Below are 14676 nucleotides of genomic sequence, written 5' to 3'. Positions count from 1 at the left end.
CACATCCGAGGAGAACCGGCACATGGACTCGCAGCAGACGCTCCACGACTTCGTGCTCGACCTACTGACGAACCCGGACGCGCGGTCGGCCTTCGACCTCGACCCCGAGGGCGCGTTGCGGGGCGCCGGGCTCACCGACATCACCGCCGCGGACGTGCAGGACGTCGTGCCGCTGGTCGTCGACTACGCGCCGGGGGCGGGCCTCGCGCCGTTGGCCTCGCCGGTCGGGCAGCTCGGGTTGGACCCGCTGCTCACCGACACCACCGACGTGGTGAGTCAGTTGCAGAGCGTGGCGCAGCAGATCAGCGTCACCAGCTCGCCAAGCGGCGTGGACGTCAAGGCCGGCGTGCTCGGCGCCATCGCTGTCGACCCGTCGACCGCCGCCGCCGGGGTCACCGTGCTGCCGGGCATCGGTCTGGGTGTCGGCCCGTCCGGCCTCGACACCGACCTGGCCGGCGTTTCCGACGTGGCGCACACCCTCGACGCCGATGTGGTGCAGCCGGTGGACGCGATCGCGGACCCGGTGCTCGGTGACGTGACCGGTACCGTCGGCGACCCGAGCGGTCTGCTCGGCGTCACTGACTCGAACCTGATCGGCGGCGACCTGACCGGTGGTGTCCTCTCCGGCACCCACGGTCAGCTCGGCGGGGTCGTCAGCTCGCTGGGTGTCGACGACACCCTCAACGGGCTGGGCCTCGGGCACGGCGACGGTGTCGTCGGCGGGGTCCCGCCGCTCGACGTGCCGTCGACGGTGGGCGGCGTGACGCACCAGGTGGACAGCCTCCTCCCCGGTGTCACCGACACTGTCGGTGACGTGACCGGTGGGGTCACCGATGGTGTGCTCGGCGACTCACACGCCTCGTCCGATCACGGGCTGCTGGGTATCACCGGCGGTCTGCTCTGACCCGGATCTCCGGTCGGAGCGGAGGGTCGGATCGTCTCGGGCGATCCGGCCCTTCCCGGTTCCACATCCGGTCCCTCTTGATAATTGAGCCGAAATCCGCACACTTGGTGCGGTGATGGCCGGGATCTGGTTGGACGTGCTGGACGAGATCGCTCGCACGTGCACTGCACACGGTCGCGGTGACCTACTTCAGACGGTGCGGCAGAAGCGCGCGCAACTGCTGGACCCGACGCTGCGTGTCCTGGTCATCGGTGAGCCGAACCAGGGCAAGAGTCAGCTGATCAACGCGATCATCAACGCTCCGGCCTGCCCGGTCGGCGACGGCCGGACGACAGTCCTGCCGACCGTGGTGCGGCACGCCGAGGCCCCCACCGCGGCGGTGGCGCAGGCGCCCCCACCAGCGCCGGGGCACCCCACCGGCACCGCCGACGCGGTGGCCGTCGAGCGGACCCCGGTGGCGCTCAACCAGGTCGCGGCGGGCGTGGCCGGCCTGGTCGGACGTCGGCCGGGCGGCGGCCCGGCGTACGTCGAGATCGGACTGCCCCGTGCCCTGCTCGGTGCCGGGCTGGTGCTGGTGGACACTCCCGGCACCGACGAGGTCACCGGCATCGGCGCCGCCGCTCCGGTCGCCGTGCCGGCCCGCGCGGACACCGTGCTCCTGGTCTCCGACTCCACTCGGGAGTTGTCGGTCGCCGAGCTGAACATGCTGCTGCACATCACGCGTTCGCATCCGAACGTGGTGGTGGTGCAGAGCAAGACCGATCTGGTCGCGGACTGGCGTACGGTCGCCGAGCGCAACCGGCAGCACCTGGCCGAGGCGGGCGTTCCGGCGACGCTGATCCCGGTCTCGGCGGCGCTGCGACTGCGCGCGGCCGCGGCCGACGACCGTGGGCTCAACGCCGAGTCGGGTTTCCCCGCGCTGATCGCCCGCCTGCAACGCGACCTAGCCGGCAAGGCCGACCACCTGGCCCGGGCGGCGGTGCAGACGGTGGCCCGGACGGTGGTCGAGCAGTTGGCTGCGCCGCTGCGCGCCGAGTTGGCGACCCAGGAGGCCGAGGAGCAGTCCGGGCCGATCTCCCGGTTGCACGCGGCGCAGCGCGAGGTCGACGAGCTGCGCCGGTGCTCCACCCGGTGGCAGAACACGTTGACCGACGAGATCACCGACCTGCTCGCCGACCTTGAGTACGACCTGCGTGACCGGACCCGACAGATCCTGCGCGCGGTCGACGAGGCGTTCGACACCGCCGACCCTCTGGTCGCCTGGGACACCTTCCAGGACTGGCTGGAGCGGAGCCTGGTGGAGGCGGCGGAGGCGAACCACGAGTGGCTGATCCAGCGCTGTGACTGGATCGCCCGGCGGGTGGCCGCCAACTTCGACCGGTACGGATACGACGTACTGCCGCCCTGGTCGATGACGATGCCGGACGACATCGGCGAGCGACTGCCCGAGCTGCAACGGCCGACGATCGACCGGTTCACCACCGGCCAGAAGCTGTTCACCGGCATGAAGGGCTCGTACGGCGGCATGCTGATGTTCGGTCTGGCGACCACGCTGGCAGGCATGCCGATGATCAATCCGGTCTCGGTCGGCATCGGGGCGCTCTTCGGCGGCAAGAGCATCCGTGACGAGAGCAAGCAGTTGCTCCGTCGTCGCCAGGCGACGGTCAAGACGGCCATCCAGCGGCATGTCGACGACTTCTTCGTCCGGATCATCCGAGACTGTCGCGACGCCGCCCGGCAGGTGCAGCGGATGCTGCGGGACCACTTCACGGGGCTGACCGAGGAACTCCAGGAGGCCATCGTGCAGTCGTTCCGCAGCGCGAAGCAGGAGGCCGACACCGACGCCTCCCTGCGCGAGCAGCGGCAGCGCGAGATCCGTTTGAAGATGACCAGGTTGGCGGCGGTGTACGAGCAGGCTCAGCAGTTGACCGGTGCCCGTTCCGCTCCGCTGCTGCTGGAGCCGCAGGGATGACGGTGGGAGTGCGCCTGGACGAGGCGGCGTGGGGGTTGCTGCACCAGGCCATCGAGCTGTACCAGGACAATCCCCGGGCCGTCGCTGAGCTTCGGCAACAGGTGGCCCGGTTGGAGCAGCCGCTGCGGATCGCCATCGTCGGCCCGTGGCGATCGGGTAAGTCGACGGTGCTCAACGCGTTGATGGGTGAGGAGGTCGCGCCGGTCGAGCGGGCGGACGGGGCCTTCACCTGGTACGAGGACGGTGCCGCGCCGCGTGCCACCGCCTACCCAATCGGGCAGCCACCGCAGGAGTTGGCAGTGGTGAAGTCGGCGACCGGGCTGCGGGTGGATCTGGGCTGGGGTGCGGGGGAGGTGCGGGACATCGTGGTGCGGTGGCCGACGCGGGCGCTGCGCCAGATCACGCTGATCGACACCCCGGCGGTCACCGGCGGCGTCGAGCAGGGCCGGGCGCCGGTGTTGGAGCGGGTGCTGCGCGACTCGGACGCGGTGTTGTACCTGACCCGCGACGGTCGCGACAGTGACCTGCGGGTACTGGAGTCCGCACGGGACAGTGCCGTCGGACAGTCCGCTCCGGTCAACGTGATCATGGTGTTGTCCCGCGCGGACGAGACCGGCGGCGGCCGGATCGACGGTCTGCTCACGGCCCGCCAGCTCGCTCGTCGGCACTACCGCGACCCGAGGGTGAACGCGCTCAGTGTCAACGTCGTGGCGTGCAGCGGCATGATCGGCCTGGCCGGCCGGATGCTCGGTGAATCGGATTTCGCCGCGCTCGCGACCCTGGCTCAGGTGCCCCGGGCCGAACTGGACGCGCACCTCATCTCCGCCGACCGTTTCCTCCGTGGTGAGCTGCCGGTACGGCTGGACACCGAGGTGCGCGCCGCGCTGCTGGGCCGGTTCGGGGTCTTCGGTGTCCGGCTGGCGGCCACGCTGGTGCGCAGCGGGTTCGACAGCCGGGTGAAGCTCTCCGCGGAGTTGATTCGGCGGAGCGGCCTCACCGAGCTGCGCGAGTCGGTGACGCGTTGTTTCATCGATCGCCGCGACGCCCTGAAGGCGCGGGCCGCGCTGGCCGCGGTGGAGGCGCTGCTGCGGGCCGAGCCCGCCCGGGGGTCCACCGAGCTGGTCGGTGCGGTGGAGCAGATCCTCGCCGGTGCGCACGAGTTCCGGGAGCTGCGCCTGCTGGTGGCGCTGCGGAATACCCGGCTGGGGTTCGACGCGGAGTTGGCCGCTGAGGCGCAACGGCTGGTCGGCGGCGACGGGGTGGGCCTCGCGGCTCGGCTCGGTGTCGAGCATGAGGCCGACGTGCGGCAGCTCTGGGAGGTCGCCTCCGAGGCACAGTGGCGGTGGCGGGACCGGGCGGAGGATCCTCTGCTTCCGCTGGCGCAGCGGCGCGGCGCTCAGGTCGTGGTCCGCAGTTGCGAGGGGATGATCGCCGAGCTGGCCGCAGGCGGGCGCTGAGCGCCGACGACCGCCGCTGGCACAACGGTGGTTGGTGGCCCGAAAACCGTTATTCGATCTTACTCCACACGGTCGCCGCTGACCTGCGGAGATAACGCTCTCACGGATGGTGGGAGAGTGCTTGACGCGCCCGTGATCCGAACGCAACGATGCATTCACATGTCTCGTTCCACCACCGCCAGGCGTGATCGGCGCACGCCGTCCCTCGCACCGCGAAAGGACCCCACTGTGCGCAGATCCCTGAGATCGTGGCTCGGCCTCGCGCTGAGCACGATCCTCGTGGCGGGCGGCATCGTCGCCTCGCCACCCACGGCCAGCGCCGCACCGTTCACCGTGCTGATCTTCAGCAAGACCGCCGGGTTCCGGCACGGCTCCATCACCCCCGGCATCGCCGCGATCCAGCAACTCGGTGCGGCCAACGGCTTCACCGTCGAGGCCACCGAGGACGCCGCCCAGTTCACCGACGCCAACCTGGACCGGTTCGCCGCGGTGATCTGGCTCTCCACCACCGGCGACGTGCTCAACGCCGCCCAGCAGGCCGCGTTCGAGCGTTACATCACCGGCGGCGGCGGGTACGTGGGCGTGCACTCCGCCTCCGACACCGAGTACGACTGGCCCTGGTACGGCGGACTGGTCGGGGCGTACTTCGCCTCGCACCCGGCCGAGCAGAACGTCACAGTGAAGGTCGCCGACCAGGTGCACCCGTCCACCGCGACACTGCCGCAGCGGTGGAACCGGTTCGACGAGTTGTACAACTACCGCACCAACCCCCGCGGCAACGCGCACGTGCTGGCCACCCTGGACGAGAGCACCTACACCGGCGGGAGCATGGGCGCCGACCACCCGATCTCCTGGTGCCAGAACTACTCCGGCGGCCGAGCCTGGTACACGGGCCTGGGGCACACCGACGCGTCGTACACCGAGGCGAACTTCCGTCAGCACCTGCTCGGCGGCATCCGGACGGCCGCCGGCGCTGTCGACGCCGACTGTGGCCCCACCGTCACCAGCAGCTTCCAGCAGGTGGAGCTGGCCAAGGGCGCGGCCGAGACCGGTGAGCCGATGAGCCTCACCGTCCTGCCGGACCGGGGCGTGCTGCACACCTCGCGCAACGGCGTGATCCGGCACACCGACGCCGCCGGCAACACCAAGATCGCCGCAACCCTGCCGGTCTACACCGGCGACGAGGAGGGTTTGCAGGGCATCAAGGCCGACCCGAACTTCGCCACCAACCGCTGGGTGTACGCGTACTTCGCGCCACCACTGAGCACCCCCGGTGGCGGTGCGCCGGCCACCGGCACCCCGGCCGACTTCGCCGTCTGGGAGGGCGTCAACCGGCTGGCCCGGTTCACAGTCAACGCGGACAACACCATCAACCTGGCCAGCGAGACGTTGATCCTGAACGTGCCGACCAGCCGGGGCATGTGCTGCCACGTCGGCGGTGACATGGACTTCGACGCGGCCGGCAACCTCTACCTGTCCACCGGTGACGACACCAACCCGTTCGACTCGGCCGGCTTCACCCCGATCGACGAGCGGGCCGGGCGTAACCCGGCCTTCGACGCGCAGCGCACCTCGGCGAACAGCAACGACCTGCGCGGCAAGGTCCTCCGGATCAAGCCGAGCGCGGCCGGCGGCTACACCATCCCGGCCGGCAACATGTTCGCCCCGGGCACCGCGCGGACCCGCCCGGAGGTCTACGCGATGGGCTTCCGCAACCCCTTCCGGATGAGCGTGGACAAGGCCACCGGCATCGTCTACCTCGGCGACTACGGCCCCGACGCGGGCACCGCCGACCCGAACCGGGGGCCGGCGGGCAACGTCGAGTTCGCCCGCATCGACCGGCCCGGCTTCTACGGCTGGCCGTACTGCACCGCCCGCAACGACGCCTACAACGACTACACCTTCCCGTCCGGGCCGTCCGGGGCGAAGTTCAACTGCGCCGGTGGGCCGGTGAACAACTCGCCAAACAACACCGGCATCACCCAGCTGCCGCCGGCCGTCTCGGCCTGGTTGCCGTACGGCGGCTCCGGCTCGCCGCCGGAGTTCACCGGCGGTGGCCTGTCGCCGATGGGCGGGCCGGTCTACCGGTACGACCCGAACAACACCTCGCCCGTGGCGTTCCCCGAGTACTACGACGGGACCTACTTCGCCGGTGAGTTCGGTCGCCGCTGGATCAAGAACATCAAGCTCGACGCGTCCGGCCAACCACTGAAGATCAACCCGTTCCCGTGGACCGGCACCCAGGTCATGGACATGGAGTTCGGCCCGGACGGCGCGCTCTACGTGCTTGACTACGGCACCGGCTGGTTCAACGGCGACGCCAACTCGGCGCTCTACCGCATCGAGTACGCCCGCGAGGGCAGAGCACCCATCGCCAAGGTGTCCGCTACGCCGACCAGTGGCAACGCGCCGCTGACAGTGGCCTTCTCCTCGGCCGGCACCCTCGACCCGGACGGTGACCCGTTCACCTACGCCTGGGACTTCGACAACAACGGCACCACCGACTCGACAGCGGCGAACCCGAGCTTCACGTACACCACCAACGGGACCCGCAGCCCGACGCTGACGGTCCGGGACACCACCGGCAAGACGGCCACCGCGAGCGTGGTCGTCACGGTCGGCAACAGCGCACCGGTGGTCACCGTCAACACCCCGTTGAACGGGCAGACCTTCAATTTCGGGGACGCGGTGCCGTTCTCCGTCACCGTCACCGACGCCCAGGACGGCGCGATCAACTGCGCCCGGGTCAAGGTGAACTACGTCCTCGGCCACGACTCGCACGGCCACCAGCTCGGCAGTGTGCAGGGCTGCACCGGGGTCATCCAGACCTCGGCCGACGGCGAGCACGACTCGGCGGCGAACATCTTCGGCATCATCGACGCCGAGTACACCGACCTGGGTGGGGGCGGCCAGCCGGCGCTGACCACGCACACCCAGGCGGTGCTGCAACCTCGGGTACGCCAGGCCGAGCACTTCGGTGACTCGTCCGGCATCCAGATCGTCGCCGGGGCAGCCGGGCACGGCGGCGCGGCGGTCGGCTACGTCGACAACAACGACTGGATCTCGTTCCGCCCGTACAACCTGACCGGCGTCCAGTCGTTCAGCGCCCGGGTCGGTGCACCGGCCGGCGGTGGCGGCACGTTGGAGTTGCGGGTCGACTCGCCCACCGGGCCGCTGGTCGGTTCGGCCACCGTGGTGCCCACCGGCGGGTACGCCAATTTCGCCAGTGTCACCGGTGGGGTCACCGCCCCGACCGGCACGCGGACCCTGTTCCTGGTCTTCAAGGGCACCGGCCCGTACTTCGACATCGACGAGTTCACCCTCTCCACCAGCCCTGGCGGCCCCGGACCGGACCCCGACCCGGATCCCGAGCCGGGTGCCAACCTGGCCCGGGGCAAGCCGGCGCGCGCGTCCAGCTTCGAGGGCGCGTTCACCGCGGCCAACGCGTTCGACGGCGTGGCCGGCACCCGGTGGGGCAGCGCCTTCGGTGACCCACAGTGGATCGATGTGGACCTCGGCGCCACGTACGCCATCAACCGGGTCAAGCTGACCTGGGAGGCGGCGTACGGCAGTGGCTACCAGGTCCAGACCTCGCCGGACGGAGTCAACTTCACCACGATCCGTACGGTGACCGGTGGTGACGGCGGGGTGGACGACCTGACCGGGCTCAGCGGGTCCGGCCGGTACGTCCGGCTGCTCGGCACGACCCGGGGGACCGCCTGGGGCTACTCGCTGTTCGAGTTCGAGGTGTACGGCGGCACGGGAAGCCCGACCGGCGGCAACCTGCTGCTGAACAAGCCCACGTCGACGTCCAGCAACGAGGGGCCTGACGTGTCCGGCGCCCAGGCCGTCGACGGCAGCCTCACCACCCGCTGGTCGAGCACGTTCTCCGACCCGCAGTGGATTCGGGTCGACCTCGGCAGTCCCACCGCGATCGGTCGGGTCAAGCTGAGCTGGGAGGCGGCGTACAGCAGCGCGTACCAGATCCAGACCTCGAACGACGGCACCACCTGGACCACAGTGAAGACGGTGACCGGGGCCGACGGCGGCGTGGACGAGCACACCGCCCTCGGCGCCAACGGCCGCTACCTGCGGATCAACGGCACTGCCCGGGGCACCGGATATGGCCACTCGCTCTGGGAGTTGGAGGCGTACGCCAGCTGAACCACCACCTGAGTCCGCCCCCACCCCCGATCGGGCGGTGGGGGCGGACTCGCCTCGATCACGTGATGCCCAGTAGCTCCGGTGGCCCCCTGACAACTACTCCTCATCAAGTGATCACGGTGCCGCCCTGCGCGTGGTCCGCCCTGGTGGGCCGCTGATTCTGAGCAGCGCGCGGCTTAGTCGTCGGCGACGGCCACTGGCTCCGAGCCGATGCAGCGCACCTTCAACTCGTACTCCCGGGTCGCCCCCTGGAACGTGACCTCGACGTCGTCGTCCGGGCCCCGGTCCACGTCGCGGACCCGGTAACCCTGCGCGGGTGCCCAGGAGACGAGGCGTACGCCGCCGACGCCGCACTCGGCGACGGCCGTGCCGCCGTCGGTGGCGAACCCCCGGCGGACCCCGGAGCTGGCGCTCGGTGCGGTGCCTGTGGTGCCCGGCGCGGCCGAGGTGGTGCTCGTGGTGGGTGCCGGCTCCGGTGCGGCGAGCGCCCGCTCGATCTCGGCCTCGCTGCGCACCCCGCCCGGGGTGCCGGTGAGGCTCTCGCCCACCAACCGGATCGCGCCCAGGCCGATCACTGTGGCGATGGCGGCGGTGGCCACCCAACCGGTGGCGACGAGGATCGAACGACGGCCCATCTCCTGACTATCCCCGATCCGTCCTTGTCGTTTGCACATCCGAACGCTAAGGCGTGGTTAACGTGCGCCGCGCTGCCAGCCGCAGCGGTTAGCCTGCCAGCTGTGGCCCGCCTGTTGCTCATCGAGGACGACCTGACGATCCGTACCCCGTTGATCCGGGCCCTGCGCGAACGCGGCCACGCGGTGGCGGCGGCCTCGACCGCGATGGCCGGGCTCCGCGACGCGCTGGAGGACCGACCCGACCTCGTCGTGCTCGACCTGGGCCTGCCCGACCTGGACGGCCGCGAGCTGCTGCGGATGCTGCGCGCGGTCAGCTCGGTGCCCGTCATCGTGGCCACGGCGCGTGACGACGAGACCGAGATCGTCCGGGTGCTCGACGCGGGCGCCGACGACTACGTGGTCAAACCGTTCACCGCGGCGCAGCTCGACGCCCGCGTCCGGGCGGTACTGCGGCGTGGCCCCGCCGGCGCCGACGGGCAGGTCCCGGCGCTCGTCGTCGGCGGGCTCCGCGTCGACCCCCGGGCCCGGCAGGTGACCCTGGACGGGGTGGCGGTCGAGCTGACGCCCCGCGAGTTCGACCTGCTGCACCACCTCGCCGGCCGACCGGGCCAGGTGGTCACCAAACGTGAGCTGCTCACGGAGGTGTGGCAGATCCCGTACGGCGGTGCCGACAAGACCGTCGACGTGCACCTGTCCTGGTTGCGTCGCAAGTTGGGGGAGAACGCCCAACAGCCCCGCTACCTGCACACCGTGCGTGGTGTCGGGGTGCGTCTCGAAGCCCCGGCGGCGCAGCCGTGAGAGCGCGTCTCGCGCTGCTGGTCGCCGCGGTCAGCGTCCTCACCCTCATCGCGTTCCTGGTGCCGTTGGCGCTGCTGGTCCGCACCGTCGCCGAGGACCGGGCCACCGTTCGGGCCACCGCCGACGCGCAGAGCCTGGTGCCGGTGGTCGGCACCGCCGACGCGGCGACCATCCGGCTCACCGTCGAGCAACTCGCCGCGGAGTCCGGTCGACCGGTGAGCGTCTTCCTGCCCGACGGCACGGTGCTCGGCGCCCAGACACCGCGTACGCCAGCGGTGGCCCTCGCCGCGCGCGGACAGAGCCTCACCGGCGAGTCGGCGGCTGGCCGGGAGGTCGTCATCGCCGTGCAGGGTCGGGCGGACGGCACCGGGGTGATTCGGATCGCGGTGCCGCAGCACGAGCTGACCGCCGGGGTCACCCGCGCCTGGCTGGTGCTGGCGCTGCTCGGCGTGATCCTCGTGTTGATCGGGCTGCTGGTCGCCGACCGGCTGGCGCGCACCCTGGTCCGGCCGATCAGCGACCTCTCGGCCGTCTCACACCGGCTGGCCAACGCCGAGCTGGACGCCCGGGTCACGCCGGCCGGCCCGCCCGAGCTGCGTGAGGTGGCCGGCGCGCTCAACCATCTCGCCACCCGGATCCAGGTGCTGCTGGTGCAGGAGCGCGAGCAGGTCGCCGACCTGTCCCACCAGCTGCGTACTCCGCTGACGGCGTTGCGGCTGGAGGCCGAGTCGTTGCGTGACCCGGACGACGCCGCCCGGATCACGGCCGCCGCCGACGGGCTCGAACGCGCGGTCACCGGGCTGATCCGGCAGGCCCGGTGGCGGCACGCACCGGCGCAGCCGGCCTCCTCGGACGCGGCGGCGATCGTCGCCGACCGGGTCGCGTTCTGGTCGGTGCTGGCCGAGGACACCGGCCGGGCCGTCACCCTCGACCTGACGCCCGGCCCTCTTCCCGTCGGTGTGGCCGCCGACAACCTGACGGCGGCCGTGGACGCCCTGCTCGGCAACGTCTTCGCGCACACCCCCGACGGGACGCCGTTCGCCGTCCGGCTCGCCCGTGAGGCGGGCGAGGCGGGCGAGGTGGTCCTCACGGTCGCCGACGAGGGCCCGGGCATGCCCGCCGGGGCGATCCGGCGGGGCGCCAGCGCGGCCGGGTCCACCGGCCTCGGCCTGGACATCGCCCGGCGCGCCGCGCAGGCCGCCGGCGGTCGACTGGAGGTGCGGGCCGGCCCGCAGGGCGGTGCGCAGGTGCTGCTCCGGCTCGGGCCTCCGACGTCGCCGCGGGACGCATAGCCGCTGCGGTGCCGGGTAGCTGCCAGTCATGGCGCGGTATACGAAACCCGAGCTCAGAGAGCAGATCAAGGAAGAGGTCAAAGCTTCCGACAAGGGCGGCCGGCCGGGGCAGTGGTCGGCGCGCAAGTCGCAGCTGGTCACTCAGGAGTACAAGAAGCGCGGCGGCGGATTCCTGGGCGAAAAGGACGAGCGGCAGAAGTCCCTCCAGCGCTGGGGCAACGAGAAATGGCAGACGAAGGAGGGCGACACCCGTGCGCGCAAGGGCGCCACGACGAGTCGCTACCTGCCCAAGAAGGCCTGGGAGGAGATGTCGGAGAACCAGAAGCGCGCGACCGACACGAAGAAGCGCGAAGCGTCCCGATCCGGCAAGCAGTACGTCGCCAACACCGGGCCGGCCAAACGGGCGCGTCGGGACGCCACCACGGCCGGACGGATGACGGAGATGTCGGTCGCGGAGGCGGCCAAGCTGGTCCGTGGCCTCGACACGCGACAACTCAGGACCGCGCTGCGTAACGAGCGCGCCAGCAAGGACCGCAAGACGCTCGTCCAACGGCTGGAAGCGGAACTCAACCGGCGCGGCTGACCCGCCCCTGGACCGCCTTAACCCGCCCTTAGCGTCCGGACAGCGCGGTGCTATCCCGATCTGGCCGATCCTCGAAGTCGACAACCGAGGAAAGGTGGACACCACGATGAAGCGCACCAATCTGCTTCTGGCGTCGGTCGGCGGGTCGGCGGTGCTGGCGGTGGCCGGGGTCGCGCTCGGCGTCAACGCCGCGAACGACTCGCGGACCGGCGGCACGGCACTCGCCGCGGCAACCGTCGCGCCGACGGCCACCGACGCGCCGGTGGTCACCGGTTCGCCGTCGGCCGGCACCCCATCGGGTACGCCGTCGAGCGGAACGCCGTCCGGTACGCCGTCGACCGGCAGCGCGCCCGCGGGCAGCGCGGTCGACGAGAAGCGCGCCGGTGAGATCGCGCTCGCCAAGGCCGGTGGGGGTCAGATCGTCGAGGTCGAAGCCGAGCAGGAGAACGGCCGACCGGTGTGGAGCGTCGAGATCGTCGCCGGCGACACCGAGCACGAGGTGGACGTCGACCGGGACAACGGCTCGGTGGTCAAGGCCGAGCAGGAGCCGGTCGACGACGATGACAACGACGCCGACGACGCCGACGACAAGGACGACAAGGACGACGACGACAACGACGACGACTGACAGCGGTCGCCGCTCACCCCGGGTGCTTCCATGAGGTGAGCGGCGGCGCGCTGTTACGCGGTGGTCGGACTGTCCCTCGTGGGCGGACCGACCACCGCGTGCGTCATATGGCGACGCGTTGCTCCTGGACCGTCGGCTGGTCCTGGGCGAACTGGGTGCGGTACAACTCGTGGTAGCGGCCACCAGCCGCGAGCAGATCACTGTGTCGCCCGCGTTCGACGATGCGTCCCGCCTCCACGACGAGGATCTGGTCGGCCGCCCGAATGGTGGAGAGCCGGTGCGCGATGACCACGCTCGTCCGGCCGGTCAGCGCCTCGGCGAGGGCATCCTGAACCGCCGCCTCCGAGGTGGAGTCGAGATGCGCGGTGGCTTCGTCGAGGATGACCACGCGCGGACGAGCCAGCAGCAGTCGCGCGATGGTGAGTCGTTGCCGTTCCCCGCCGGACAGGCGGTATCCACGCTCGCCGACGACGGTGTCCAGCCCATCGGGAAGTGAGCGGATCAGGTCGTCGAGGCGGGCCCGCCGGAGCACCTCCCACATCTCGTCCTCGGTCGCGTCCGGCTGGGCGAACGCCAGGTTGGCGCGGATGCTCTCGTGGAAGAGGTGTCCGTCCTGGGTCACCACGCCCAACGCCGTCCGGATCGACTCGGCCGACAGCTCACGTACGTCGACCTCGGCCAACTTCACCGCGCCGTCCTCGACGTCGTACAGGCGAGGCACGAGCTGCGCGATCGTCGACTTGCCCGCCCCGGAGGAGCCGACGAGCGCCACCATCTGCCCCGCCTCGGCGCGGAACGACACCCCGTGCAGCACCTCCTCGCCGCCGCGGGTGTCGAGCTTCGCCACGTCTTCCAGGGACGCGAGCGACACCTTGTCCGCCGACGGGTAGCCGAACCTGACCCCGTCGAACTCGACCGCGACCGGCCCTTCCGGAAGGGGCCGGGCGTCGGACCTGTCGAGGATCAGCGGCTTGAGGTCGAGGACCTCGAACACCCGCTCGAAGCTCACCAGCGCGCTCATCACCTCGACCCGAGCACTGGCCAGTGAGGTCAACGGTGCGTAGAGCCGCGACAGGAGCAGCGCGAGGGCGACCACCGTCCCGGCGTCGAGGCTGCCCCGTAGGGCGTAGAGACCACCCAGCCCGTAGACCAGGGCCAGTGCCAGCGAGCCGACGACGGTGAGCGCGGTGATGAAGACCCACTGGAGCATCGCGGCGCGGATGCCGATGTCCCGGACCCGACGTGCCCGCGCCGCGAACTCGGCGGACTCCTCGGCGGGCCGCCCGTACAGCTTGACCAGCGTGGCGCCGGGTGCGGAGAAACGTTCCGTCATCCTGGTGCTCATGGCCGCGTTGTGCTCGGCCGCTTCACGCTGCAACTGAGCGAGCCTCGAACCCATCCGGCGAGCCGGGAGAACGAAAATGGGCAGCAGGACGAGCGCCAGCAGCGTGATCTGCCAGGAGAAGGTGAGCATCACGGCCAACGTCAGCATCAGCGTGACGGCGTTGCCGACCACACTCGACAGGGTGTCGCTGAAGGCCCGCTGCGCGCCGATCACGTCGTTGTTCAGGCGGCTGACCAGTGCACCCGTGCGGGTCCGTGTGAAGAACGCCACCGGCATGCGCTGAACGTGGTCGAAGACAGCCGTCCGCAGTTGGACGATGAGCCCCTCACCGATGCTGGCGGAGAGAAATCGCGTCACCAGACCCAGCCCGGCCTCGGCGAGGGCGATCACGGCGATCAGTACGGCCAGCCGGATCACCACGCCGCTGTCGGCGCCGTCGACGATCGCGTCGACCACCCGACCGGCGAGTACGGGCGCCGCCACCGTGAGGACCGCCGTCACCACACTCAACAACAGGAACCTGACGATCAGGGCCCGGTGCGGCCGCGCGAACTTCGCGATCCGCTTCAAGGTGTCGCGGGACAGCGGCCGCTCATCCTGCGCGTTCATCGCGTGGTGCAGGGACATCCACGCGGTAACTTCCATGCTCATGCGTAACCTCCGATACCGGAGGCTAGGACCTCACCCGAGCTTGAGGTCAAGTCGCCACGCGAGGCTGTACCTACGGGTTGTTCACGGTGCTCGTAGCCAAGGACCGCATCGATGCCGTCGACGGCATGCGGTACCGCGCTCAACGACGACGAGTCGCGTCCGTGAAGCACTGGCGCGGGGAGGTTGGTCGGCCCGGCGCAGGCCGTCGTGAGCTGCTGTGGGTCGCTGCGAGCAGCTCTTATCGCGA

Annotated in this window: 10 protein-coding genes; 8 read left to right on the top strand and 2 right to left on the bottom strand. The window is 70.9% G+C overall.

Annotated elements, in window-relative coordinates:
* Positions 1-22 precede the first annotated feature (22 nt).
* The 4 genes from MED15_RS02655 (at position 23) to MED15_RS02640 (ending at position 8497) form a co-directional block, all read left to right on the top strand.
* Complete coding sequence (locus tag MED15_RS02655) at positions 23-904, top strand: IniB N-terminal domain-containing protein (RefSeq protein WP_112734710.1); 882 nt, start codon at positions 23-25, stop codon at positions 902-904.
* Between the two features lie 115 nt (positions 905-1019).
* Entirely contained in the window at positions 1020-2876 is a 1857-nt protein-coding gene (locus MED15_RS02650; protein WP_112725508.1) for a dynamin family protein, read from the top strand.
* Entirely contained in the window at positions 2873-4333 is a 1461-nt protein-coding gene (locus tag MED15_RS02645) for a P-loop NTPase family protein (RefSeq protein ID WP_112734709.1), read from the top strand. Before MED15_RS02650 ends, MED15_RS02645 begins: the two co-directional genes overlap by 4 nt.
* A 228-nt stretch (positions 4334-4561) precedes the next feature.
* Positions 4562-8497: a ThuA domain-containing protein gene (locus MED15_RS02640; protein ID WP_208646456.1), complete on the top strand. Its 3936-nt coding sequence runs from the start codon at positions 4562-4564 to the stop codon at positions 8495-8497.
* 176 nt (positions 8498-8673) lie between these two features.
* On the opposite strand, the gene MED15_RS02635 is transcribed toward MED15_RS02640, so the two are convergent.
* Positions 8674-9132, bottom strand: a complete 459-nt coding sequence (locus MED15_RS02635; RefSeq protein WP_112734708.1) for a septum formation initiator — start codon at positions 9130-9132, stop codon at positions 8674-8676.
* A 102-nt stretch (positions 9133-9234) separates the two neighbouring features.
* On the opposite strand from MED15_RS02635, the gene MED15_RS02630 reads away from it, so the two are divergent.
* The 4 genes from MED15_RS02630 (at position 9235) to MED15_RS02615 (ending at position 12433) form a co-directional block, all read left to right on the top strand.
* Positions 9235-9930, top strand: a complete 696-nt coding sequence (locus tag MED15_RS02630; RefSeq protein WP_112602976.1) for a response regulator transcription factor — start codon at positions 9235-9237, stop codon at positions 9928-9930.
* Positions 9927-11222, top strand: coding sequence for a sensor histidine kinase (locus MED15_RS02625; protein ID WP_112602974.1), 1296 nt, complete (start codon positions 9927-9929; stop codon positions 11220-11222). Before MED15_RS02630 ends, MED15_RS02625 begins: the two co-directional genes overlap by 4 nt.
* Positions 11223-11250: 28 nt before the next feature.
* Positions 11251-11805, top strand: a complete 555-nt coding sequence (locus MED15_RS02620; protein ID WP_112588923.1) for a DUF5872 domain-containing protein — start codon at positions 11251-11253, stop codon at positions 11803-11805.
* Between the two features lie 106 nt (positions 11806-11911).
* Complete coding sequence (locus MED15_RS02615) at positions 11912-12433, top strand: PepSY domain-containing protein (RefSeq protein WP_112734928.1); 522 nt, start codon at positions 11912-11914, stop codon at positions 12431-12433.
* 103 nt (positions 12434-12536) lie between these two features.
* On the opposite strand, the gene MED15_RS02610 is transcribed toward MED15_RS02615, so the two are convergent.
* Positions 12537-14429: an ABC transporter ATP-binding protein gene (locus MED15_RS02610; RefSeq protein ID WP_112734707.1), complete on the bottom strand. Its 1893-nt coding sequence runs from the start codon at positions 14427-14429 to the stop codon at positions 12537-12539.
* Positions 14430-14676 lie beyond the last annotated feature (247 nt).

Source organism: Micromonospora noduli (genome assembly GCF_003264475.1).
Lineage (GTDB): Bacteria > Actinomycetota > Actinomycetes > Mycobacteriales > Micromonosporaceae > Micromonospora > Micromonospora noduli.
This window is presented reverse-complemented; position numbering and strand designations above follow the sequence as displayed.

Bases quoted from the DNA above. Each gene is read 5' to 3' on its own strand.
- MED15_RS02655 (WP_112734710.1), top strand. From the start codon at position 23: ATGGACTCGCAGCAGACGCTCCACGACTTCGTGCTCGACCTACTGACG.
- MED15_RS02650 (WP_112725508.1), top strand. From the start codon at position 1,020: ATGGCCGGGATCTGGTTGGACGTGCTGGACGAGATCGCTCGCACGTGC.
- MED15_RS02645 (WP_112734709.1), top strand. From the start codon at position 2,873: ATGACGGTGGGAGTGCGCCTGGACGAGGCGGCGTGGGGGTTGCTGCAC.
- MED15_RS02635 (WP_112734708.1), bottom strand. From the start codon at position 9,132: ATGGGCCGTCGTTCGATCCTCGTCGCCACCGGTTGGGTGGCCACCGCC.
- MED15_RS02620 (WP_112588923.1), top strand. From the start codon at position 11,251: ATGGCGCGGTATACGAAACCCGAGCTCAGAGAGCAGATCAAGGAAGAG.
- MED15_RS02615 (WP_112734928.1), top strand. From the start codon at position 11,912: ATGAAGCGCACCAATCTGCTTCTGGCGTCGGTCGGCGGGTCGGCGGTG.
- MED15_RS02610 (WP_112734707.1), bottom strand. From the start codon at position 14,429: ATGAGCATGGAAGTTACCGCGTGGATGTCCCTGCACCACGCGATGAAC.